This is a genomic window from Burkholderia sp. AU30280 (assembly GCF_020420125.1).
GTDB lineage: Bacteria > Pseudomonadota > Gammaproteobacteria > Burkholderiales > Burkholderiaceae > Burkholderia.
The window spans coordinates 352,954-378,352 of record NZ_JAIZRY010000008.1; the positions used below are offsets into that span (position 1 = coordinate 352,954).

A 25,399-nucleotide genomic window follows, 5' to 3' on the forward strand; every position below is an offset into this window, starting at 1 on the left:
GCCTTCGTTGACTATTTCGTCCAGCACGCAGGTCTACCTGCGACCCAACATCCAGTTCGAACCGCTGATCAACAGCTGGTACGCGTGGTATCACACGCTTCCGCCGCTGACCGCCGCCCTCAACGTGGCCGAGCGATTCCTGCCGCTGCTGAAGTCCTATGCCGCGTCGCCGATGATGCATGCGGCGGCCTGCAAGGATCCCGCGATGCGCGGCGGGCCGTTCCTCGACCTGGGCGGCCAGCGCGTCGACGAAATCCGCGCGCTGATCGAGCAGACCACCCGACGCGCGACCCGGCAACTGGAACTGGCGAAGGCTTACAAGGCGTTCTCGACGCTGCTGCTGGAACAGGCCAGGGGGATGGCGTCGGACCCGCTCTACCCCGAGATTCCGGAGGTGTTGAAGGGCTATGTCGAGATCTACTACGACCTGAACCACAACCCGTCCTTCCGGGTGTTCGAAAGCTTGCTGTACGCGAGCCCGTTCTATGCGCGCGATGCGCAGAGCATCGCGCTGTCGGCGATCGAGGAGAACACGCCCCGGCCATTCATCCTCAGCACGCCGCGGCTCAGCGACGCGCGCACGGTGTTCAGCAACATGGCCTTCGACGACCGCGCGCTCGACGCGCTGTTCCGCATGCGCGACACGCCCGGCAGCTACGCGAAAATCGTCGACCTGATGCGCGTGGAGGAGAAGGACGAGCCGCTGTTCCGCTCGTTCTTCGTCGAGGCGGCGCCGGCGCCGAAACCGGACCGTTCGTTCGACGGCGACGACATCCGCATCCGCTACTACGGCCACGCGTGCGTGCTGATCCAGAGCCGGGGCGTGAGCATCCTGATCGATCCGGTGATCAGCTACGGCTACGACACCGCGCTGCCGCGCTACACGTTCGCCGACCTGCCGGACCAGATCGACTACGTGCTGATCACGCACAGCCATCACGATCACATCGTCCTCGAGACGCTGCTGCAGCTTCGCCACAAGGTCAAGACCGTGGTGGTCGGCCGGAATCTCGACGGCTTTCCGCAAGATCCGTCGATGGAACTGGCGTTGCGCAAGCTCGGCTTCGACGACGTGCTGGAAGTTCGGGATGCGCAGGAAATCAAGCTGCCCAACGGCGCCATCACCGCCATTCCGTTCCTGGGCGAACACAACGACCTGGCGATCCACAGCAAGCAGAGCTTCATGATCCGCTTCGGCTCGCGTTCGGTGCTGTGCATCGCCGATTCGTGCAACCTGGACCCGCGCCTCTACGAGCATGTCTTCCGCCTCGCCGGCAAGCCCGACACGCTGTTCGTCGGGATGGAAACCGAGGGCGCGCCGCCGTCGTGGGTCTACGGCCCGCTGTTTCCCAAGTCGCTGCCGCGCGATATCGATCAGTCGCGCCGGGCGCGGGGCTGCCAGTTCGGCGAAGCCGCCGCGCTGGTGGACGATTTCCCGTTCAACGCGGCGTATGTCTACGCGATGGGCCAGGAGCCGTGGCTGAACCACCTCCTCGACAACACCTTCGACGAAAACTCGCCCAGCCACATCCAGTCCACCCAGTTCGTCGCGCACTGCAAGGCCAAGGGCATCGCTTCCGAAATCCTGTACGCGCAGAGGGAGATCGTGCTTTGTCAGAACTGAATCTCAACGCGCTCTCGACCAGCGGGCAATACCAGGAACACGTGGCGTTCTGGAGCGACGCGCTCGGCCGCATCGACGAAGACTTCCGCCTTCAGCAGGCGTGGCAGGCGTATGCGCTGCCGCACGGCCCCGCGCCGACACTGACGTTCGCGCTCGACGGCGACGCTGCGCCGGTGCTGGAGAAGCTCGCCGCCGGCAACGAGCTGGGCGCGTTCGTCGTGCTGCTGGCCGCGCTGTTCCGCGTGCTGGGGCGCTACAACGGCGCGGCCGGCCTGTTCGTGGCGTCGCCGCGCCTGATCGTCGGACCCGCGAGCGATCCGGCCGATGCCGTCCCGCTGCTCGACGCCGGCGAGCCCGGCCCCACGGTTCGCGCGTACCTGAACCAGCTGCGTGACCGGGTGCAGCGCAGCTATTCGTACCAGGATTTTCCGATCGCCGCGCTCGCGCACAAGCTGCATGGCGAACGGCGCGCGACCAATGTCGGCGTGCGCTTCGACGGCCTTCACGACGCCTGGGTGTCGGCGGACCATGACCTGTCGATCGAGATCCGGCATCGGGAGCGCTACGAGATCGCGCTGACGGGCCGGCCGACGGTGTTCACGCTGCATTATCTCCAGCATCTCGCGCGGCACCTGCGCAACGTCGTGGCCGGCTTCGGCGCACTGGACGCCGCGCTCGACACCGTCTCGCTGCTCGACGACGAAGAGTGCGCGCGCCTGCGTTCGCAGGCGGCGCCCGTCGCAACACGGGGAACCTTCCTCGAACAGTTCGCGCAGCGGGTCGCGGCCGCGCCGGACAGCATCGCCGTGGCAACCGCCGACGCGTCGCTGACCTATGCCGAACTCGACGACCAGGCGTCCCGGCTGGCGAGCTTCCTGCTCGCGGAATACGCGATCGAACGCGGCGACGTGGTGGGCGTGGTGGCCGACCGTTCCGAGCGCTGGATCGTCGGCATGCTCGGCGCGCTCAAGGCGGGCGCGGTGTATCTGCCGCTCGACCCGGAGTTTCCGCGGGAACGGCTGCGCTTCATGATCGAGGATGCGCAGGTCAAGGCGCTGCTGACGCACTCGGAACACCTGCCGCTGCTCGCCGATTTCTGGGCGATCCCGATGTTCGCCCTCGACTTCCAGCTCGACACGCTGGCGCCCGCGTCGGCGCAGGTCGAGGTCCGGCCGGACGATGCGGCGTACATCATCTACACGTCCGGCTCCACGGGCGTGCCCAAGGGCGTCGTGCTCGAACATGCAGGGCTCCTGAACATGGCGCAGTACCACGTGGACGCGTTCGGTTTCGATGCCGCCGACCGGTTCGTGCAGTTCTACTCGCCGGGCTTCGACGGCTCGATCATGGAGATTTTCGTCACGCTGCTCGCGGGCGCGCGCCTGGTGCTGGCGAAGACCGCCGTGATCCGCGACGTCCCGCGTTTCGTCGAGTTCATCGCGCAGCAGGGCGTCACCACCCTCAACGCGACGCCGGCCTATCTCGCCGCGCTCGACTGGCACGCGCTCGGCACCGTGACACGGGTCATCAGCGCGGGCGACAACGCCCGCGTGGCGGATCTGCGCGAGCTGGCCCGGACCCGCACGTGCCACAACTCGTACGGCCCGACCGAGGCAACCGTGTGCATCGCGGACTACGTGGTCGACCCTGCCATCGCCTATGGGGCGCGTCTGCCGGTGGGCCGCCCGATCCGCAATACGCACCTGTACCTGCTCGACGAGCACGGGGCGCTGGCCCCCGAGGGCTGCACGGGCGAGATCTGCGTGTCCGGCATCGCGCTGGCGCGCGGCTATGTCGGCCGGGACGACCTGACGGCCGACGCGTTCGTCGACCACCCGTTCGAGGCGGGCGAGCGCCTCTATCGCACCGGCGACCTCGGCGTCTGGCTGCCGGACGGCAACCTGGAAGTCACCGGGCGGCGCGACGCGCAGGTGAAGATTCGCGGCTACCGGATCGAAATGGGCGAGATCGAGGCGGCGCTCAGGCAGCACGCCGATGTCGCCGACGCGATCGTGTTCGTGCGCGAGGACGCGCCGCAGCACAAGCAGCTGGTGGCCTGCGTCGCGACGGCGACGGCCAGCGTCGCCAGCCTGCGGGAACACCTGAAGGAACGGCTGCCCGAGTTCATGGTGCCGGCGTCGATCGTGACGCTCGAACGCCTGCCACTGACGCCGAACGGCAAGCCCGACCGCAAGGCGCTCGCCGCGCTGGAACTGGCGCCCGCGCCGAGCGAAACCGCGTACGTTGCGCCGACCAATGACGTCGAGGCGCGCCTCGGCAAGATCTGGTCCGACGTGCTGGGCCGCGAGCCGATCGGCGTGCACGACAATTTCTTCGAACTGGGCGGCGACTCGATCCTGATCATCCAGGTGATGTCGCTGGCCCAGCAAGTCGGCCTCAAGTTCAGCGCCGACCAGTTCTTCGCGCATCCGACCATCGCCGAACTCGCCCAGGTAGCGACGGAGGCGCCGTCGATCCGTATCCCACAGGAGCCGGTGATCGGCCCCGCCTCGCTGACGCCGATCCAGCACTGGTTCTTCGCGCAGGACCTGGCCGATCCGCACCACTACAACCAGTCGACGATGATCGAGGTGCCCGCGTCGCTGCGGCCGGACACGATCGAGCGCGCGCTGGCGGCCGTCGCGACGCATCACGACGCGCTGCGGCTGAGTTTCGAATGCGTCGCCGGTGCGTGGCGGCAGTCGCATGCGGCGCCGCCGCTGGCCATTCCGCTCGGCGTCACGTCGCTGGCGGACGCGGCGCCCGCCGCACGGCAGGCCGCGATGCTCGCGACCGCCACCGGCATGCAGCAGAGCTTCACGCTATCGGCGCCGCCGTTGCTGCGCGCGCACCTGTTCCAGTTCGGTCCCGACGCGTCGCAGCGCCTGCTCGTGGTCGCGCATCACCTGGTGATCGACGGCGTCTCGTGGCGCATCCTGTTCGAAGACCTGTACACCGCGTGCCGCCAGCTCGAAGCGGGCGAAGCGGTGCAGCTCCCGGCCAGGACGACAGCCTGGCGCGACTGGTCGACACGTCTGTCCGAACTCGGCGCGACCAAGCTCGACGGGCTGGACTACTGGCTCCAGGAGCACGCCGGCGAGCCGGCATGCTTCGACGACATGCCGGTCGGCACCGTCGCCGAAGCCGGCTCGACGGTCGTCGAGTTCGACGCGCGGCAGACGCTCGCGCTGTTGCAGGACGTGCCGCGCGCGTTCAACACGCAGATCAACGAAGTCCTGCTGACGGCCCTGCTGCTCGCGTTCGGCGACTGGACCGGCAACGCGTCGCTGGTCGTCGATCTCGAAGGCCACGGCCGCGAGGCACTCTTCGACGGCGTCGACACGTCGCGCACGATCGGCTGGTTCACCGTCCACTACCCGGTATTCCTGAACGCCGGCGACGCCACGCTGGCGGTCGACGCGCTGCGCCACGTCAAGGAGCAACTGCGCGCGGTCCCGATGCGCGGGCTCGGCTACGGCATCGCGCGCTACCTCGGCCACGACGCCGGCATCGCGGCCGCGCTGGAGCGGCAGCCGCCGGCGCCGGTGCGCTTCAACTATCTCGGCCAGGTCGATCGCGTGCTGCCCGACGACACGGGCTGGAAGCCGGTGCTCGACTTCCAGAGTCCCGAGCACAGCCCGCGCGCGCGGCGCGGCCATCTGTTCGAGATCGACGGGATGGTGTTCGACGGCCGCCTGCGCCTGACCTGGCACTACAACCGCGCGGCCTGCGCGCCCGGCGTCATCGAGCAGCTGACGCAGTGCTACCGCAGCCGCCTGCTGTCGATCGTCGCGGCCAGCGGCGACGGCCCGCGCGCGCTGAGCCCGTCGGACTTTCCGGCCGCGCGCATCAGCCAGGAAGCGCTGGACGCCCTTGTCTCAAGGATCAAATCGTGACATCCCCCACCATTGCCGATATCTACGAGCTCTCCCCGATGCAGGAGGGGATGCTCTTCCATGCCGTGCACGAACCCGGCACGAGAAGCAGCTTCAACCAGCTCAGTTGCCGGATCACCGGCAGCCTCGATCCCGCGCTGTTTCATGCCGCGTGGCAGCAGCTCGTCGATCGGCATCCGGTGATGCGCACGTCGTTCCATTGGGAAGAATTCGACAAGCCCATGCAGGTCGTGCACGCGCACGCCACGCTGCCGTGGGTGCAGGACGACTGGCGCGACCTGCCGGAACACGAACAGCGCACGCGGTGGCGCGCGCATCTCGACCACGACCTGGCGGAGGGCTTCGCGCTCGATCGCGCGCCGCTCGTGCGCTGCCGCCTGGCGCGCGTCGCCGCCGACGCCTACCTGTTCAGCTGGAGCCACCATCACCTCCTCGCCGACGGCTGGTGCCTGTCGCTCGTCATCGAGGAGATCTTCCACGTGTATGGCGCGCTCGCGCGCGGCGTGCCGCCGGCGCTCCCGCCGGTGCGCCCCTATCGCGACTACATCCAGTGGCTGCAGCAGCACGAGCCGCAAGCCGCGCGGCAATACTGGACGCGCTATCTCGAAGGGTTCCGCTCGCCGACCCCGCTGCCCACGGCCGCGCGCGCGGACGCGGGCGAGCGCTTCGGCCAGGGCCTCGCGCAAGTGCAGGCCGACCTGTCGGCCGACCTGAGCGCGCGCCTGCGGCAATTCGCGGCCCGCCATCACGTCACCCTCAATACCCTCGCGCAGGCAGCCTGGGCGCTCGTGCTGTCGCGTTACAGCGGGGAGGCCGACGTGGTGTTCGGCGCCGTCGTGTCCGGGCGGGGCGCCAACCTGCCGGGGATCGAAACCATGCTCGGCCTGTTCATCAACACGGTGCCGGTGCGGGTGCGGGTCGACCCCAGGCAGCCGCTGGTGCCGTGGCTGAAGATGATCCAGGCGCGCGTGGCCGCCCGCGCGCCGTTCGAGTCCACCCCGTTGCCCGACATCCAGCGCTGCAGCGAAGTGCCGCCGACGATGCCGCTGTTCGAGAGCAACATCACCTTCATGAATTACCCGCTCGACGCGTCCCTGACGCATGGTGCGCACGGGCTGGCGGTCGACGAGGTGGCGCTCTACAACCGCGCCGACATTCCGCTCGAATTCGTGGTGACGGCGCGCGACGACTGGAAGATGGAACTGTCGTTCGACCCGCGGCGCTTCGATGAAGACACGATGCAGCGGATGCTGGGCCACGTGGCCGCGACGCTCGACGCGTTCGCGGCCGATCCGAACCGGCTGCTCGGCCGCGTGCCGATCTTGCCCGAGGCCGAACGCCGGCAGTTGCTGGAAACCTTCAACGACACCGCCGTGCCGTTCGACGCCGCGCTCACCGTGGTGCATCGCCTGGAGCAGGCCGCAGCGGATCACCCGGAGCGGCCTGCGGTCGAGTACCGGGATGGCGTCCTGAGCGCGGGCGAACTGAACGCGCGCGCCAACCGCATCGCGCACCGCCTGCTGGCCGCCGCCGAGCTGGGGCCGGACGCGCGGGTCGCGATCTGCATGCACCGGTCGGCGCACTTGATGGCGGCGATCCTTGCCGTCTGGAAGTGCGGCGCCGCCTATGTTCCGATCGACCCCAACTATCCGGCGGCCCGCATCCGCACTATTCTCGAGGATTCCGGCGCCGCCCTCGTGCTGACCTGCGACGGCCTCCTCCCCGCGGCGCTGGCCGGGATCGCGCCGGTCGTGTCGCTCGACGCCGTCACCGACGCCGGCGACGACACCAATCCCGGCCGCCCCGTGTCGCCCGACAGCCTCGCCTACGTGATCTACACGTCCGGCTCCACCGGCAAGCCCAAAGGGGCGATGGTCGAGCACGCCGGCATGCTGAATCACATGCTCGCCGAGATCGACGAGTTTTCGATCTCGGCGTCGTCGGTGATCGCGCAAACCGCGCCGCACTGCTTCGATATTTCGGTCTGGCAATTTTTCACGGCGCCGCTCGTCGGCGGCAAGACCGTGATCGTCGACGACGAATGCATTCGCGACCCCGCGAGCTTCGTCGCGTATCTGGAAACCGCCCGGATCGGCATCCTCGAACTGGTGCCGTCCTATCTGTCCGCCGTGCTCGACCGCGCGTCGGAGCAGCCGGCGCGGATGCGGCACCTGCGGCACCTGCTCGTCACCGGCGAGATGGTCAGCCCGGCGCTGGTGAAACAGTGGTTCGACGCGTTCCCGGACATCCCGCTGGTGAACGCGTACGGTCCGGCCGAAGCGTCCGACGACATCGCCCAGCACCGCATGACGTGCGCGCCGGCCACGCCTTACGTACCGGTCGGCAAGCCGATCCGCAACGTGCGCATCTACGTCGTCGACCCGCAGATGAACCTGTGCCCGATCGGGATTCCCGGCGAGCTTTGCGTGTCCGGCGTCGCCGTCGGCCGCGGCTACCTGAACGACGAAGCCGCGACGCGCGAGGCTTTCGTCGAGGATCCGTTCCATCCGGAGCGCGGCGTCCGCCTGTACCGCACCCGCGACATCGGCTGCTACCTGCCCGACGGAACGATCGTGCTGCACGGCCGCAAGGACCATCAACTGAAGATCCGCGGCTACCGCATCGAGCTCGGGGAGATCGACAACGCGCTGGCCGCCATTCCGGAAATCCGCCAGGCGGCCGCGCTCGACTATCGCGACGAAGCCGGCCGCGCCGCGCTGTGCGCGTATGTCGCGTTCCGCGACGGCGCGTCGCTGAGCGACGCCCGGATTGCCGCCGCGTTGTCCGCCACGCTGCCGGACTACATGGTGCCCGGCATCTACGTGGTGCTCGACGCGCTGCCCCTGAGCGGCAACGGCAAGATCGATCGCAAGGCGCTGCCGCCGCTGGAGCGCTCACGACTAGCCGCCACGGCACATGCGCCGACGCCGCCCCGCACGCCGACCGAGACGCTGCTGTGCCGCATCTGGGGCGAAGCGCTGGGCATTCCGTCGCCCGGCATCCACGACAACCTCTTCGCGCTGGGCGGCGACTCGATTCTGAGCATGCGCATCGTGTCGCTGGCCGCGAAGGCGGGCCTGAAGATCACCACCCGGCTCATCTTCCAGCATCCGACGGTCGCCGAACTCGCCGCCGTGGCAACGCGCGGCACGGTCGGCGCGGCCGAGTTCGTCGCGTCGTCCGGCCCGCTGCCGCTCACGCCCATCCAGAAGCGTTTCTTCGCGCAGCGCAAGGACGACCCGGACCAGTACAACCAGGCGGTCCTGCTCGAGGTGCCGGCGGATTTCGATCCGGTCGTGCTGCGCCAGGCGCTGCGGCACGCGGCCAAATGGCATGACGCGCTGCGGCTGCGCTTTCGCGCGGGTGCGTCCGGCTGGATCCAGGCAGTCGTCGACGATCCGGAAGTGCCCGTCGTCGTGTCCGACCTTGCGCGCGACCAGCTCGCGCAGCACATCGCGCGGTCGCATGCGAGCCTGAATCTCGCGGACGGCCCCGTCGTGCGCGCGGACCTGTTTCGCCTCGACGAAGGCCGTTCGCTCCGCCTGCTGCTGGTCGCCCATCATCTGGTCGTCGACGGCGTGTCGTGGGGCGCGCTGCTCGAAACCGTGTACGACGCCTATACCCGCCTGCGCAACGGCAAGGCGCCCGAATTCGCGGGCGGCGGCGCGACCTGGACCGCATGGACCCGGGCGATCTCGAACTGGGCCGGCGCCGGCGCCGCCGACGCCGACCTCGCCCATTGGCAGGCCCTCGCGCGTGCCGCGCTGCCCGGCCTGCCGCTCGATCGCGATGCGTCCGCCGACGCCAATACCGTGTCGTCCGCCGAAACGATCGTGGTCGAGCTGGGCGAAGCCGCCACGACGGCCTTGCTGGGCGCCGCGCCCCGCGCCCATGACGCGCAGGTCAACGACCTGCTGCTGGCCGCGCTTGCGCGCGCCGTCAGCGACTGGAGCGGCTGCGCCGACGTGCTGCTGGATCTCGAAGCGCACGGGCGCGAGGAACTGATCGACGACCTCGACATCTCGCGCACGGTGGGCTGGTTTACGTCGGTTTTCCCGGTCGTGCTGACCGTCGATGCCGGCTCGCACGATCCGGCGCGCCTGATTGCGTCGGTCAAGACGCAGCTGCGCGCCGTGCCGAACGCGGGCATCAGCTACGGCCTGCTGCAGGACCGGCTCGACGGCCCGGCTCCGCAGCCGCCACTGCTGTTCAACTACCTGGGCCAGACCGACCAGCTGTTCGCCGCCGCACGCGACTGGAAACAGGCCGCGGAGCCAAGCGGCGACGGCCGCCATGCGAACCAGCGGCGCGAGCACCTGCTCGACGTCAACGCCTACGTGACCGGCAACCGCCTGCACGTTGCGTGGGAGTTCAGCCGGGCCTGCCACGACACGGACACCATCCTGCGCGTCGCGCAGGCCTACATCGCGGCGCTCGACACCCTGGTCGCCGGCCACGCCGTGGAGTCCGCCTCGTCCCGGCCCGCGACCGGCCTGCCGCAGGCGCCGGCCTCGGTGCGGCCGGACGAGATCGCCGACGTCTACGCGCTCACGCCGACCCAGCAGGGCATGCTGTTCCACAGCCTGTACGAACCCGCGTCGGATGCGTACTTCAGCAGCCTGAATTTCACGATCGACGGGGCGCTCGACACCGAACGGTTCCGCCGCGCGTGGGATACCGTGGCGCACCGGCACGACATCCTGCGAACCTCGTTTCACTGGGAAGACATCGAAAGCCCCGTGCAGGTCGTGCATCGCCGCATCGACTTGCCGTGGCACGACGAGGATCTGCGCGCGGCGTCCGCCGCGGAAGCCGAACAGCGCTGGGAAGCCTACGTGGCGCAAGACCGGGCGCGCGGCTTCGACTTTGCCCGCGCCCCGCTGATGCGGCTCGCGCTGTTCCGCGTGGGCGATCACGCATGGCGCTTCCATTGGAGCCATCACCACATCCTGCTCGACGGGTGGAGCTCCGCGCGGCTCCTGAGCGAAGTGGCCGCCGCGTATCAGGCGCCGCCGGCCGAAGTTGCTCGGGAGCGGGACGCGCCGCCCGCCTTCGCCGATTACGTGCGCTGGCTGGCACGCCAGGACGCCGCCGCGGCGGAACGTTTCTGGAAGACGAAGCTGGCGGATTTCCCGGCGACGACGCCGCTCGTGCTGGGCCGCCCCGAACTCGACGGCACGGCCGCGCCGGGCGCCTACGTGGAAGAGCCGCTACTGCTCTCCGAAAGCGACACGCAACGGCTCGTCGCCTTCGCGCAAACCAGCCGCCTCACCCTGAACACGCTCGCACAGGGCGCGTGGGCGCAGTTGCTGAGCCGCTATAGCGGCGAACCGGACGTCGTGTTCGGCACGATCGTGTCCGGCCGGCCGGCGTCGCTGCCGGCGTCGGACGAAATGGTCGGGCTGTTCATCAACACGCTGCCGGTGCGCGTGCGCATCGACGCGCGGCCGACGTCCGCGTGGCTCGCGCAATTGCAGATGGATCTCGCGCAGCAGGAGGACTATGCGCACTATCCGCTGGCCGACATCCAGAAATTCGCCGGCCTGCCGCCCGGCGTGCCGCTCTTCGAAAGCCTGCTCATCTTCCAGAACTATCCGGTCGAGGAAGCGCTGGCCGAGGCGCTGCCCGGCCTGCGGATCGGCGCATTCCAGGTGTCCGATCCGAACAATTACCCGCTGACGCTGGTCGTGACGCCGGGCAAGCGCCTGTCGCTGCAGGTGCTGTACGACGACGGCCGGTTCGATCGCGACACGATCGTCCGCCTGCTGCACCATGTCGAGACCCTGCTCACCGGCCTGGCCGGCGCGGCGGATCGCCCGAACCGCAGCCTTGCGCTGCTCACCGCCGCCGAGCGGGACGCGATCCTGCACGGCGGCAACGATACGTTCGCGCCGGTGCCGTCCGACCGGACGCTGCCCGACCTGATCGAGGCCGTCGCCGCCGCGCACCCGGAGCGCATCGCGATCCGCTGCGGCACGGAGGTGCGCACCTATCGGGACCTCGTCGAAGGCGCCGGCCGGATCGCCGCGCATCTGCTGCAGACAGCGCCGCTCCAGCCTGACGACCGGATCGCCGTCTGGATGCCGCGCTCGCCGCTGATGCTGGAAACGATCCTGGCCATCTGGAAGTGCGGCGCGGCGTATGTGCCGGTCGATCCGGCCTATCCGGCCCAGCGGGTCGAGACCCTCCTGACGCTGGCCCGGCCGGCCGTCATCGTCGGCACGGACTGCCAGCCGCCGCCGGCGCTGGCGTCGATCCCGCGGGTCGATCCCGCTCGCCTGCCCGCCCATCAGGATGCCGAAGCGCCGACGCCGCGCTGCCGGCCCGCGGACCTCGCCTACGTGATCTTCACGTCGGGTTCGACCGGCCAGCCGAAGGGCGCGATGGTCGAACATCGCGGCATGCTCAATCACGTGCTCGCGATGGCGCGCCGGGTCGGGCTCGGCGCGCGGAGCGCGGTCGCCCAGACCGCTTCGCACTGCTCCGACATTTCGGTCTGGCAGTGCTTCGCGGCGCTCGCGTCGGGCGGCACGACGGTGATCTATCCCGATGCCCTGATCCTCGAGCCCGCGCACCTGATCGACAGCCTGCACCGCGACCGCATCACGGCGATGCAATTCGTGCCGTCGTATCTGGCGACCTTTCTCGGCGAACTGGAACGGCACGCGGCACCGGCCTTCCCGCACCTCGAAACGCTGCTGACGATCGGCGAAACGCTGCAGCCCGCGTCCGTACAAGCCTGGTTCCGCCTGAATCCGGCGGTCCGGCTCATCAACGCCTATGGGCCGACCGAAGCGTCGGACTCCGTCGCGCATTACAGCATGACGCATGCGCCGGATCTGCCGGCGATTCCGATCGGCCGGCCGATCGAGAACCTGCGCCTCTACGTCGTGGACGCCGACATGAATCCGTGCCCGGCCGGCGTCAAGGGCGAGATCTGCATCGGGGGCGTCGGCGTCGGGCGCGGCTACCTGTTCGACGAAGCCCGCACCCGGGCGGTGTTCCGCGACGATCCGTTCAGTCCGGAACCGGGCGCGCGCCTGTATCGCACCGGCGATATCGGCTGCTTCGGGGCGGACGGCAATCTCCACTTCTTCGGCCGCCGCGACTTCCAGGTCAAGATCCGCGGATATCGCATCGAGCTCGGCGAAATCGAAGCCGCGCTGACCGGTCTCGCCGGCATCTCCCACGCCGTCGTGGTCGCCCGCGAGACGCCGGATGCGGGCATGACCCTGTGCGGCTATGCGTCGGGATCCGGCTGGACGCCCCAACGCCTGCGCGACGCCCTGCGCGAACAGCTTCCCGCGCATATGGTGCCCGACACCGTGATGCTGCTGCCGGCGCTACCGGTCATGCCGAACGGCAAGATCAACCGCGCCGCGCTGCCGCTCCCGGAGGCCGCGTCCGTGCCCGACGGCGTGGCGGCCGAACCGCGCACGCCGGTCGAAGCGGCGCTGCTGCGTATCTGCGCCGAGGTGCTGGGCCGCCGGCCGAACGGCGTCGACGACGATTTCTTCGAGCATGGCGGCCAAAGCCTCAAGGCGATCCAGATGGTCAGCCGGATCCGGCGCGAACTGAAGCTGGACGTCGCGGTCGCCGACATCTTCCATGCGCCGACGCCGCGTGCGCTCGCGCGGAAGCTGGCGTCCCTGCCTGCCGACGGCGCCACCGCCGACGCCAACGATGCGCTCATCCCGGCGCTGGCCGTGCAACCGTCCTACGCGGTGTCCCGCGCCCAGAAGCGGATCTGGCTCGCCAGCCGCAGCGCGGATCCATCCACGTACAACATGGCAGGCGCGCTGCAACTGGACGGCGCCGTCGACACCACGCGCCTCGTCCGTGCGTTCGACTTGCTGGTCGATCGCCACGAGAGCCTGCGCACCGTGTTTGCGATGATCGAAGGCGAGTTGCGGCAACGCATCCTCACCCGCGAAGCCTCCGGTTTCCGGGTCGAGCAGCAGGATCTCGCGGACGACGCCGGGCCGCAGGCGATCGATGCGCTGATTCGCGCGGAAAGCGCGCAGCCGTTCGATCTCGCGACGGGGCCGCTCTTTCGCGTCAAGCTGGTCCGGCTCGCGCCGGCGAAGCATCTGCTGCTGCTGAACATGCACCACGCGATATCGGACGCCTGGTCGATCCGCGTGCTGACCGACGACCTGCATGCGCTGTATGCGGGACGCGACCTGCCGCCGCTGTCGATCCAGTATCGCGACTACGCCGCGTGGCACAACGCGAGCCTCGCCGGTCCGCGCGCCGCCGCGCATCGCGCGTACTGGCTCGGGCAACTGGCGCCGCCGCTGCCCCGCCTGCAACTGGCGTCGGACTTCCCGCGCCCCGAGCGGCCCGGTCATGCCGGGCAGACGCTCGAAGTCGAGCTACCGGAGCCGCAGGCGGCGGGACTCGCGACGCTGGCGCGCGCTCACCATACGTCGCTCCATGCGGTGCTCCTCGCGTCGTTCTGCGTGCTGATGCACTGCTATACGGGGCGTGAGGACATCGTCATCGGCAGCGTGTCGGCCGGGCGCGACAGCGAGCAGCTCGAATCGCAGATCGGCGTGTACCTCAACACCGTCGTGCTGCGCGTCCCGGTGCGGAAATCCGCGACCGTCGCGGAGGTGATCGACGGTGTGGCGAAAGCCTCCGCGGACGCGCTGGCGCATGCGTCCTATCCGTTCGACGTGTTGCTGGAGGACCTGAAGATTCGCACCCCGGCGGGCCATTTCCCGATCTTCGACATTCAAGCGAACTACGTGTCGATGCCGGCGCCGCGGCCCGACCTCCGCATCACGGACCTCTCGCAGGCGGACACGACGGCCAAGTTCGACCTGTCCTTCCAGGTCGTGGAAAGCGAAGGCCGGCACCTGATCCAGTTCATCTACAACACCCACCTGTTCCGCCCGTCGACCATCGCCGCGATGCGCGATCGGCTGCTCGCGATCCACGACGTCTTCCGCCGCGATCCGGCTACGCCAGTCGATCGCATCGCGCTCTCCGACGATGCGCCCGCCGCCGGCCCACGGGTCCGGGTCGGCCTGCGCCTGAAGCGCGCGCCCGAGGTCACCGCCGACGACGCGCTCGAGGAGAAGACGTGATGCGGGCCCGCCGAGCGTGCTGCTTCGGGTTGTTTCAGGTGAACCAAACGTCTCAAGGAGTTTTCAGTGCAAAACAATAACGTGCTGGTCACCGACCATCGCTATGCGCACATCGCGCAGTTCTGGCGCGACAGCCTTTCCCAGGTTGCCGGCGTCTACCGGATCGCGCCGCACGCCCCGAGTCGGCAACCGGGCCCGCTGTCCCGCACGGTGCGGCTCACGCCCGCGTCGCTCGACCTGTTGCGGCACATCGGCGACGGCGAGCTCGCCGAATTCGCCGTCACGGCGGCGGGCATTGCGCTCCTGCTCTGGAAATACTTCCGGATCCCGGTCACGGTGCTCGGCACGCCGGTGCTGGCCGAGCACGCGCCGGCCCAGGCCGCCACCGTTCCGCTGATCATCGAGGTCCGTCCCGACGAGCGCATCGAGGACTACCTGGCGCGCGTGGCCGGGATCGTCGAAGACAGCTACGCCGAGCCTCAATTCCCGCTTGAGACGCTCGTGCGCAACGAAAAGGACATGGATCTCGCGCAGCTCACGAAAGTCGCGCTGGCGGACGATCGGGTGCACCACGCGCCGACCGGCCGGGACGACGACCTGCAGTTGCATCTACGGCTCGCGCGCGGCGAAATCGAGCTCCGCTATAGCGGGGCCATCGAGCCTTTCATCATCGACGGTTTCGCCGGCAGCCTGGGCGTGGTGCTGGAGGCCTTCGAACACCTCGACGCGCTCGTCGGCGACATCGAAGCGGCCCCGCCGGAAGAGCGCCCGCTGCTGGCCGCCTTCAACGCAACCGCGACGGTCGGCCCCAGCCACCCGACGGTCGTCGACATGTTCGAAGCGCAGGTCGCCCGCACGCCGGCGGCGCCGGCCCTGGTCACCGACAGTTCGCTGATGACCTACGCCGAGCTGAACGCCCGCGCCAACAGCCTCGCGCATCAATTGCGCGAACACCACGGCGTCGGGCCGGAATCGCTGGTCGGCATCATGCTCGACCGTTCCGAATGGATGATCGTCGCGATTCTCGGCATATTGAAGGCGGGGGCGGCGTTCGTTCCGCTGGACCCGGCGTATCCGGCCGAACGGATCAACCACATCCTCGGCGACACCGGCCTGTCGCTGCTGGTGACCCAATCGAGCCAGCTCGCGCAGTGGTATGAATTCTCCGGCGCGACGCTGCTGCTGGACCAGGAACTCCCCGGCTGGACGCCGCTGCCGGACAACCCGCCGTACCGTGCCGAACCGGCGCACCTGGCCTACGTGCTCTACACGTCCGGCTCGACCGGGAAGCCCAAGGGCTGCCTGCTCGAACACCGGAACCTGGCCCACTACATCGCGTGGGCCGCCGGGTATTACTTTCCGGACGGCACGACCGGCAGTTTCGGCCTGTACAGCTCGCTGTGCTTCGATTTCACGCTCACCAACATCTTCTGCCCGCTGGTGCGCGGCAAGACGCTGCGCATCTATCCGCAGTCGGAAAGCATCGACACCATCCTGGCCCGGATGTTCCAGCCCGGCAGCGGCGTCGACACCCTCAAGCTCACGCCCACTCACATTCACCTGCTGGAATACATGAACCTGCCACGCTCCGGCGTGCGCAAGGTGATCGTCGGCGGCGAGGAGCTGACGCCCCAGCACATCGCCACGCTGCGCAAGATCGATCCCGCGATCGACATCTACAACGAGTACGGCCCCACCGAGGCGACGGTCGGCTGCATCGTCGAGCGCGTCGAGGACGCGCCGTCCACGGTGCTGATCGGCCGGCCCATCGCCAACACCCGCGTGTACATGCTCGACGACGCGCTGCGGCCGGTTCCGCTCGGCGTGCCCGGGGAAATCTGCCTCGCCGGCGCCGGCCTTGCGCGCGGCTACCACCAGCGGCCCGACGTCACCGCCGCGAAATTCGTCGAGCATCCGTTTCCCGGCGAAGCGCGCATCTATCGCACCGGCGACATCGGCCGGTGGCTGCCCGACGGACGTATCCAGTGCTACGGACGCGTCGACCACCAGGTCAAGATCCGCGGGCACCGTATCGAACTCGGCGAGATCGAGGCCGCGATCGCCGCGCACGAGGATGTCGTCGGCGCGGCGGTCATGGTGCGCGAATCCGCCCACGGGGTGCGCAAGCTGGCGGCCTACGTCAAGGGCGCCGCGAACCTGAGCGTGCCGGACCTTCGGGCCTATCTGGCCGCGAAGCTGCCGGACTACATGGTCCCGTCCGACATCGTCCCGATCGCCGAATTCCCGCTCAACGCGAACGGCAAGCTGGATCGCCCGGCGCTCCTGGCCCTGGAACCCGCCGCCGCGCCCGACGCCGCCCGCCTCGACGCCACGCCGATCCAGCTCGAGCTGGTGCGCATCTGGCGCGACGTGCTCGACAATCCGGCCGTCGACCTCACCGGCCGCTTCTTCGACTACGGCGGCGATTCGCTGCAGGCCATGCAGCTGGTCTCGCGGATCTGGAGCAGCTTCGCCGTCGAGATCGGCATCGACGCGATCTTCGAACTCCAGACCATCAGCGCGGTGTCCGACCTGATCGAAGCGTCGTCGCCCCGCGCCGGTTCGACGGCCGGCCACATCCTGCCCCGCTCGCGCGCGAACGACCTGCCGCTGTCGTTTCCGCAGCAGCGGCTGTGGTTCCTCGCGCAGCTGGAAGGCCCGTCGGCCACCTACAACATCTCGAGCGCGCTGCGCTTCGACGGCGAACTGGACATCGCGCGCCTGCGGGGTGCCGTGTCCGAGATCAGCCGGCGTCACGAGATCCTGCGCACGACGTTCCCCACCGTCGACGGCCGCGGGGTTCAACGCATCGCGCCGCCGGCGCCGGTCGCGCTCGACGTCGTCGACGTCGCCGACGAATCCGACACGCTCGCGCTGCTCGCGGCGCAAGCCGACCGCCCGTTCGATCTCGCCGCCGGGCCGCTCTATCGCGTCGTGCTGTACCGCGTCCATGAACGCCTGCACGTCTTCGGCATCGTGATGCATCACATCGTTTCCGATGCATGGTCGTCAGGCATCCTCATCGGCGAACTGGCCGCGCTCTATGCCGGCCGGCCGCTGCCGGAACTGGCCGTCCAGTACGCGGACTACGCGGTGTGGCAGCACGAGCGCCTGGCGTCCGCCGACACGCATCGGGAACTGGCGCTGCTGAGCGCCGCGCTGGCGGACGCGCCGGACCTGATCGAACTGCCCACCGACCGCCCCCGGCCCGCCATCCAGCAGTTCCGCGGCGCAGTCCTGCCGTTCCGGTTGAGCGGCGCACGCGCCGACGGGCTGCGCGCGATTGCGCGCGCGTCCGGCACCAGCACGTTCATGGTCGTGCTCGCCGCGTATGCGCTGCTGCTGTCGCGATACAGCAACCAGCAGGATCTCGTCATCGGCTCCCCGATCGCCAATCGGCGCTCCAGCATGACCGAGCCGCTGATCGGCTTCTTCGCGAACATGCTCGCGCTGCGCGTGGACCTGTCGGGCAATCCGACCTTCGGCGAACTGCTCGCGCGCGTGAAGCGCGTCGCGCTGGACGGCTACAGCCGACAGGAGATTCCGTTCGAGCAGGTGGTGGACGCGCTCGAACTCGAACGCAACCTGAGCCGCACGCCGGTTTTCCAGGTCGTGTTCGCGTACGAGAAAGCGCAGCCCCAGGCGGTGAGCTTCCCCGGCCTGGTGGCCACGCCGGTATCGGTGGAGACCCATACCGCGAAGTTCGACCTCACGCTCCATGTCCAGGATGCCGACGACGGCCTCGCGGGCTCGCTGGAATACAACCTGGACCTGTTCGACACCGCCACGATCGAGCGCATGGCGGAACACTTCCGTACGCTCATCGACGCCGTGATCGCCGATCCGGACCGGCCGCTCGGCACGCTGCCGCTGTCGAGCGACGCGGAGCGGCACTTGCTGACCGTCGAGTGGAACCGGACCGACATGGATTTCGGCGAGGCCGCCGCGCTGCCGTTGCATCGCTTGTTCGAACAACAGGTCGAGCGCACGCCGGATGCCGTCGCCGCCGTCTTCGACGACGTCTCGCTCACCTACGCCGAACTCAACCTGCGCGCCAACCGCCTCGCCCACCGTCTCATCGAACTCGGCGTCGGCCCCGATGCGCTCGTCGGCGTCGCCATGGAGCGCTCGCTCCACATGAGCGTCGCACTGCTCGCGATCCTCAAGGCCGGCGGCGCCTACGTCCCCGTCGACCCCGACTACCCCGCCGAGCGCGTGCGCTTCATGATCGACCACGCGCAGTTGCGCTGGCTCCTCACCCAGCAGCACCTGCTCGCCGCGCTGCCCGACACCGACGCCCGCGTGATCGCCGTCGATACCGACGCACTCGACCTCGACGCCGCGCCCGTGTCCAACCCCGCACCCGCGCTGAACGGCGACAACCTCGCCTACATGATCTACACGTCCGGGTCGACCGGCCGGCCCAAGGGCGCGCTCAACACCCATCGCGCCATCACCAACCGCATCCTCTGGATGCAGCACGCCTACGCGCTCGACGCCGACGATGCCGTGCTGCAGAAAACCCCGTTCAGCTTCGACGTCTCGGTCTGGGAACTCTTCTGGCCGCTCGTCACCGGCGCGCGCCTGGTGTTCGCCCGCCCAGGCGGCCAGCGCGAGACCGACTACCTCGTCGATCTCATCGAGCGCGAACGGATCACCACGATCCACTTCGTGCCGTCGATGCTGCGCGCGTTCCTCGACCATCCGGACCTCGACGCGCACTGCGCGTCGCTGCGTCGCGTCGTGTGCAGCGGCGAGGCGCTGCCCCATGACCTGCAGCAGCGCTGCCTCGAGCGCCTGGACGTCAAGCTCTACAACCTCTACGGCCCCACCGAGGCCGCCGTCGACGTGAGCGCGTGGGAATGCCGGCGCGACGACCCGCACCGCATCGTCCCGATCGGCAGGCCCATCGCCAACACCCGCCTCTACATCGTGGATGCGCAGATGCAGCCCGTGCCGGTCGGCGTGCCCGGCGAATTGCTGATCGGCGGCACGCCGGTCGGGCGCGGCTACCATGGCGAACCCGAACTGAGCGCCGAAAAGTTCATCGCCGATCCGTTCTCCTCCGACCCGCACGCGCGCCTCTACCGCACCGGCGATCTGGCGCGCTACCGCCCCGACGGCAATATCGCGTTCCTCGGCCGCATCGATCACCAGATCAAGCTGCGCGGCCTGCGCATCGAACCCGGCGAAATCGAGGCGGCGCTGCGCGCGCATCCGTCGGTCGACGACTGCGTCGTGATCGCGAGAACCGAAGGAGCCCGAACCTTCCTGATCGCCTATGTCGCGACCGCGGCGCCGGATATCGCCGATCTGCGCGGCTTCCTGAGCGGCAAGCTCGCCGACTACATGGTGCCGTCGCAGTTCGTCGCGCTCGCGTCCTTGCCGATGCTGCCCAACGGCAAGATCAACCGCAAGGCGCTGCCGCTTCCGGCGGATGCGGTCGACGCGCCCCAGCCGCACGCGCCCGCCGTCACGCCCCGGGAAATCCTGCTGGCGTCGATCTGGCAAGACGTGCTGCAACTGCCTTCCGTCGGCATCCACGACAATTTCTTCGAACTCGGCGGCGACTCCATCCTGAGCATCCAGGTGATCGCGCGCGCCAACCAGGCGGGGCTGCGCGTGACGGCGAAGCAGCTGTTCCAGTATCAGACGATCGCGCAGCTGGCCGCCGCACCCGAGGAGCGGGCGGCGCACGCGCCAACCGTGAGCCCGCTGGGCGATGCGCCGCTCACTCCGGTGCAGCACTGGTTCTTCGAACAGGAGATCGATGCGCCGTCGCACTACAATCAAACGGTCCTGATCCAGGTGCCGGCGGATATCGATGCGTCGAGGCTCGCCGACGCGTTCCGGCAAGTCTACGAACATCACGACGCGTTGCGACTGCGTTTCTCGCACGGTGCGGACGGATGGACCCAGCAAGTCGTCGCCGCCGGCGAGATGCCGGCGCTCTTTGCGAAACAGGTGATCGCCGGCGACGCCGACGAGCGCCTGGCGGCGATGCGCGCCGCCGCCGCCGACGCGGAGCGCGGCATCGACATCTCGCACGGCCCGTTGCTCGCGGCCCGGCTCTTCTGCCTGGCCGACGAGCCGCTCGCCCGCCTGTTCGTGTCGGTCCATCACCTGGCGGTGGACGGCGTGTCGTGGCGCGTGCTCCTCGAGGACTTGCATGCCGCTTACCACGGCCGGCCGTTGCCCGAGAAGACCACTTCGTTCCGCGAATGGGCGTTGCATCTGCAGCAACTGGCCCGGTCGCCCGCGATCGGCGACGAAGCCCGACTGTGGCAAGCCCTCCTTGCGCAGCCGGTCGAGCCGATTCCGGTCGACTATCCGGCCGCGGGTGCGGCCAACCACGGCGCCAACAACAGGGCCAACAACGCGGTCGGCGACGCGTCATCCGTTTCATTCGAACTGGACGAAGCCGCCACCACCGCGTTGCTACGCCGGCTGCCACGGGCCTACGACACCCGCATCAACGACGTCCTGCTCGTCGCGCTCGCGCAAGCCTGCAGCATGGTCACGGGCAACACCCGCACCCGGATCGATCTCGAGAGTCACGGCCGCCACGTGTCGGATGCGCCGCTCGACCTCACCCGGACGGTGGGCTGGTTCACGTCCATCTACCCCGTCGTGCTCGACGCCGACGCGATGCACACGCCGGAGGACGCGCTGCGTGCCGCGCGGCAGCAGTTGCGCCGGATTCCGGCCGACGGTCTCGGTTATTCGCTGCTCCGCTACCTGAGCCCCGACGCCGCCGTGCGCGACAGTCTCGCCGCGTTGCCGAAGGCCGATATCCTCTTCAACTATCACGGGCAGCTCGATACCGTGTTGCGGCAATCCGATGGCTGGCGCCCGGCGGCCGAAGATCTCGGCTCGCTGCGCGCCGGGAAGTCGCAGCGCACGCACGCATTCGAGATCGTCGCGGCTGTCGTCGACGGCAAGCTTCAGGTGGACTGGCGCTACGGCGAGCGGCTCCACCGGCGGCAGACGGTCGAGAACCTGGCCGCGCACTTCAAGGATCGATTGCTCGACTTCGCGGCGTCGGTCCCCGACACCGCATGGGACGACATCGAGGACAGCTACCCGCTTTCGTCGCTGCAGCAGGGCATCCTGTTCCATTCGCTGTACGACCTGGATCCTGCCGCCTATTTCCAGCAGTTCAGCTTTGTCGTCAGCGGCCCGCTCCAGGTGCCGGCGCTCCGGCAGGCGTGGGCCAATGCGCTCGCGCGCCACGGCGTGCTGCGCACCGCGTTCGCGTGGGCCAATCGCGATCATCCGGTCCAGACCGTGCTGCGCACGGTCGAGCTGTCGTGGACCGTGCTCGACTGGCGGCACCGCGATGCGTCACGCCGCGCGCAGGACTTCGATGCGTTCCTCGCCGACGACCGCAAGCGCGGCTTCGATCTTCAGCGGGCGCCGCTGTTCCGCTGCACGCTGATCCAGGAAACGGACACGCGCCATCGCTTCTGCTGGAGCGCGCACCACATCATCCTCGACGGCTGGAGCACCGCGACCCTGATGAAGGAGGTGTTCGCCGACTACCTGTCGCTCGCCCGCACCGGCGCGCCCGCGGTCGCAGCGTCGGCGCCGGGCTACCGCGCGTACATCGACTGGCTCGCGCGTCATCCCCGCTCGGCCGACGAAACCTGGTGGCGCGCCGAACTGGCCGGCTTCCATGCCGCCACGCCGATCGCGGCCAGTCCGGCCCGGCAGATCGCCGGCGACGCCGCGCGCGAGGACAAGCGCAGGACGCAGCAATTCCTGCTGGACGAAACCCTGACCGCGCGGCTGCAAGCGCTGACGCGTGCGCATCGCGTCACGCTCAACGTCCTGATCCGCGCGGCCTGGGCGTTGGTGCTGCGGCGCCACGCCGGCACGGATGACGTCGTCTTCGGCGTCACCGTGTCCGGCCGCCCGCCGATGCTCGACGGCGTCGAGTCGATCGTGGGGCTGTTCATCAACACGCTGCCGCTGCGCTTGCGTATCGCGCCGGAGCGCCCGTTCATCGAATGGCTGGCGGAGGTCCACGCCGCCCAGACGGCGATGGAGCCGCATTCGTACAGCTCGCTGGTCGATATCCAGTCGTGGAGCGACGTGCCCGCCCGCGACAGTCTGTTCGACAGCCTGCTGGTCTTCGAGAACTTCCCGGTGGCCGCCGCCCCCGATCTCGGGCCGGACGACATCGAGATCCTCGACACCCGCGCGTTCGCGGAATCGAATTACCCGCTGACCCTGACCGTGCACCCGAACGAGCGCATCGGTTTCCACATTTCGCACGATGCACACCGCGTTGCGCCGGATGTCGTGCGGCAGATGCTCGGCACCCTCCGCACGTTGCTGGAACGATTCGCCGACGACCCGACCCGGCGCACCGGCGAGCTCGCCGATCCGCCGGCCGCCGGCGGCTTGCCGAGCGCACCGCGCGGCGAGCCCGGGCCGGCAATCGCAGCAGCAGCCGGGGCGGCCGCGGCGGCATGCGCCGTCGCGCCTACGGCGGACGAAAGCACGTTGCTGGAGATCTGGCGGCGGATCTTCAAAAGAGACGACATCAAGATCAGCGACAACTATTTCGACCTCGGCGGCCACTCGATCATCGCGATCCAGCTGATGGCCAATGTCGAGAAGGCGTTCGATCGCCGGCTGCCGATTTCCTGCCTGTTCGAGAATCCGACCATCGAGAAACTGGCGGCGGCGCTGGCCACGAAAGAACCGTCCGCGCCCGCCGGCGGACTCGTGCCGATTCGCGACGGCGGCCCGGCCGCGCCGCTCTTCCTTCTGCCGGGCGCCGGCGGGAACGTGGTCTACTTCCACCCGCTCGCGCACCACCTGAGCGGCGCCCACGCGATCTACGGGCTGGAGGCGCTCGGCCTCGACGGCTCGTGCGCGCCGCTCACCCGCGTGGAAGACATCGCGGCCCGTCATATCGAGCGCATCTGGCCGCGGGTGGGCGCTGGTCCGTACTACCTGGCGGGCCACTCGTTCGGCGCGCAGGTGGCGCTCGAAATGAGCCGGCAACTTGTCGACAAGGGCGCCGACGTGAAACTGCTGGCGATCTTCGACGCGTCCGCGCCCATCGACAGCCCGGCCGCCGCTTACTGGCAGGACTGGGACGACACCGAATGGCTGGTCGCGATCGCCCATGAAATCGGCACCTTCCTCGGGACCGACCTCCAGGTGACGCGAGCCGACCTCGTCGATCTCGATCCCGACGCCCAGGCCGGCCTGATCCTCGAGCGGATCGGCGACCGCGGCAACTGGTTCGCGGACGCCGGATCCGACCGCCTGCGCGCCTACCTGCGCGTCTACCAGGCCAACTTCAAGTCGCACTACGCGCCGCAAGCCACCCCGCTGCCCGTGCCGATCGCGTTGTTCCGCAGCACCGAACGCGATCCCGGCGACTACGCGCCGTCTGCCGAGATCGCGCAGCTTCGCCTGGACCCGAGCTGGGGATGGTCACGCTTCTCGGCGCTCCCCGTCGCGGTGACGGACGTCCCCGGCGACCACCTGACCATGCTGCTCGATCCGCATGCCGGCGTCCTCGCCGCCCATGTCAATTCGTTTCTGGAAAAACTGCCCTCATGAAAACAACGCCGACGATCGACAACACTTTCGCCCGCAAGGTCTGCATCAACCTGGACCGGCGCCCCGACCGCTGGGACGCGATGCAACGAAAATTCGCAGAGCAGAACATCCGCACGGTGGAACGGCTGTCCGCCGTCGATGCCAGGCTGGTGAGCGTGCCGGAATCGTTGAGCCATATGCGTCCGCAGGACTACGGCTGCACGATGAGCCATCTCGCCGCCGTGAAACAGGCCCAGGCCGCCGGCGCGAGCGAAGTCCTGATCTTCGAGGACGACGCGTTCTTCGACGCCGATTTCGCCGCGCGCTTTCCCGAGTTCATCGCGCAAGTGCCGGACGACTGGCACATGCTGTTCCTGGGCGCGTATCACTTCACGCCGCCCATTCCCGTCGCGCCGAACATCGTCAAGGCCGTGGAGACGCTCACCGCGCACGCGTACGTCGTCCGGGACTCGCTGTACGACGCGTTCATCGCGATCAACGAAAACCCGCCGGCGATCAACGACCGTAACAACCTCGTCCTGCAGCAGACCTTCAATTGCTACTGCTTCGAGCCGAACCTGGTCGGACAGGAGTCCGGCTACTCCGACATCATGGACGAAGTGATGCCGGAAAAGCCGCTGACCTATTCGATGCCCATTCCGGACGGCTGGTAATGCCTGCGGCCCGTGCTCGCCGCGATCCCTCACTCGACAGGCCATTGACCCTCATGCAAATCACCCCCGTTGACCCCGAAGCGGCGTTCGTACAGGCCGCGCTGAATGCGCTTCACCGGGACTGCAAGCTCGGCGACGCGATTTCACTGGCTTATGGGAAATGCGAATCGGCTGCCGGCGTGATCGACCTGATTTTTCCGTTGATCACGAAGAAAGTGCGAATCGATTACATCCTCATGTACAGCATCGAAAGCAATCCCCGCACGCTCCTGCAATTTCTTCGGCAGGTCGATGCGCGGCTGACAGGGAACGAAAACTGGACGGCCGCCTCGGTCGAGGCCGCGTTGCGCAGCGTGGCCGATTCGGCGGACGGCGTCGGCTGGGATCGTGCGCAGCGCCTGCTGAAGTGCTGCATCCTGTTTTCCGATTCGCCGCTGGAAATCGTGAAAAGCATCACGTTCCTGGGCAAGCACGAAACCTCGTCGAGGTTGAGATCAGCGGCACGAAACGTCGAACTCAGCCACCTGATCAACTGAGACCTACTGGCCACTC

At 68.7% G+C, this 25,399-nt stretch carries 6 protein-coding genes; all 6 read left to right on the plus strand.

What is annotated here, in order from left to right; all coding sequences use genetic code 11:
- Positions 1 to 7: 7 nt before the first annotated feature.
- The 6 genes from LGN17_RS20690 to LGN17_RS20715 all read left to right on the plus strand — a co-directional run bounded on the left by LGN17_RS20690 (position 8) and on the right by LGN17_RS20715 (position 25,383).
- Positions 8 to 1,624, plus strand: coding sequence for an MBL fold metallo-hydrolase (locus tag LGN17_RS20690; protein WP_226198423.1), 1,617 nt, complete (start codon positions 8 to 10; stop codon positions 1,622 to 1,624).
- Positions 1,612 to 5,520: a non-ribosomal peptide synthetase gene (locus tag LGN17_RS20695; protein ID WP_226198424.1), complete on the plus strand. Its 3,909-nt coding sequence runs from the start codon at positions 1,612 to 1,614 to the stop codon at positions 5,518 to 5,520. The genes LGN17_RS20690 and LGN17_RS20695 overlap by 13 nt, the downstream gene beginning before the upstream one ends.
- Positions 5,517 to 14,612: a non-ribosomal peptide synthetase gene (locus LGN17_RS20700; RefSeq protein WP_226198425.1), complete on the plus strand. Its 9,096-nt coding sequence runs from the start codon at positions 5,517 to 5,519 to the stop codon at positions 14,610 to 14,612. The genes LGN17_RS20695 and LGN17_RS20700 overlap by 4 nt, the downstream gene beginning before the upstream one ends.
- 66 nt (positions 14,613 to 14,678) lie before the next feature.
- Entirely contained in the window at positions 14,679 to 24,194 is a 9,516-nt protein-coding gene (locus tag LGN17_RS20705; RefSeq protein WP_226198426.1) for a non-ribosomal peptide synthetase, read from the plus strand.
- Entirely contained in the window at positions 24,191 to 24,847 is a 657-nt protein-coding gene (locus LGN17_RS20710) for a glycosyltransferase family 25 protein (RefSeq protein WP_226198427.1), read from the plus strand. The genes LGN17_RS20705 and LGN17_RS20710 overlap by 4 nt, the downstream gene beginning before the upstream one ends.
- Positions 24,847 to 25,383, plus strand: coding sequence for a hypothetical protein (locus LGN17_RS20715; RefSeq protein WP_226198428.1), 537 nt, complete (start codon positions 24,847 to 24,849; stop codon positions 25,381 to 25,383). The genes LGN17_RS20710 and LGN17_RS20715 overlap by 1 nt, the downstream gene beginning before the upstream one ends.
- The last annotated feature ends 16 nt before the right edge of the window (positions 25,384 to 25,399 follow it).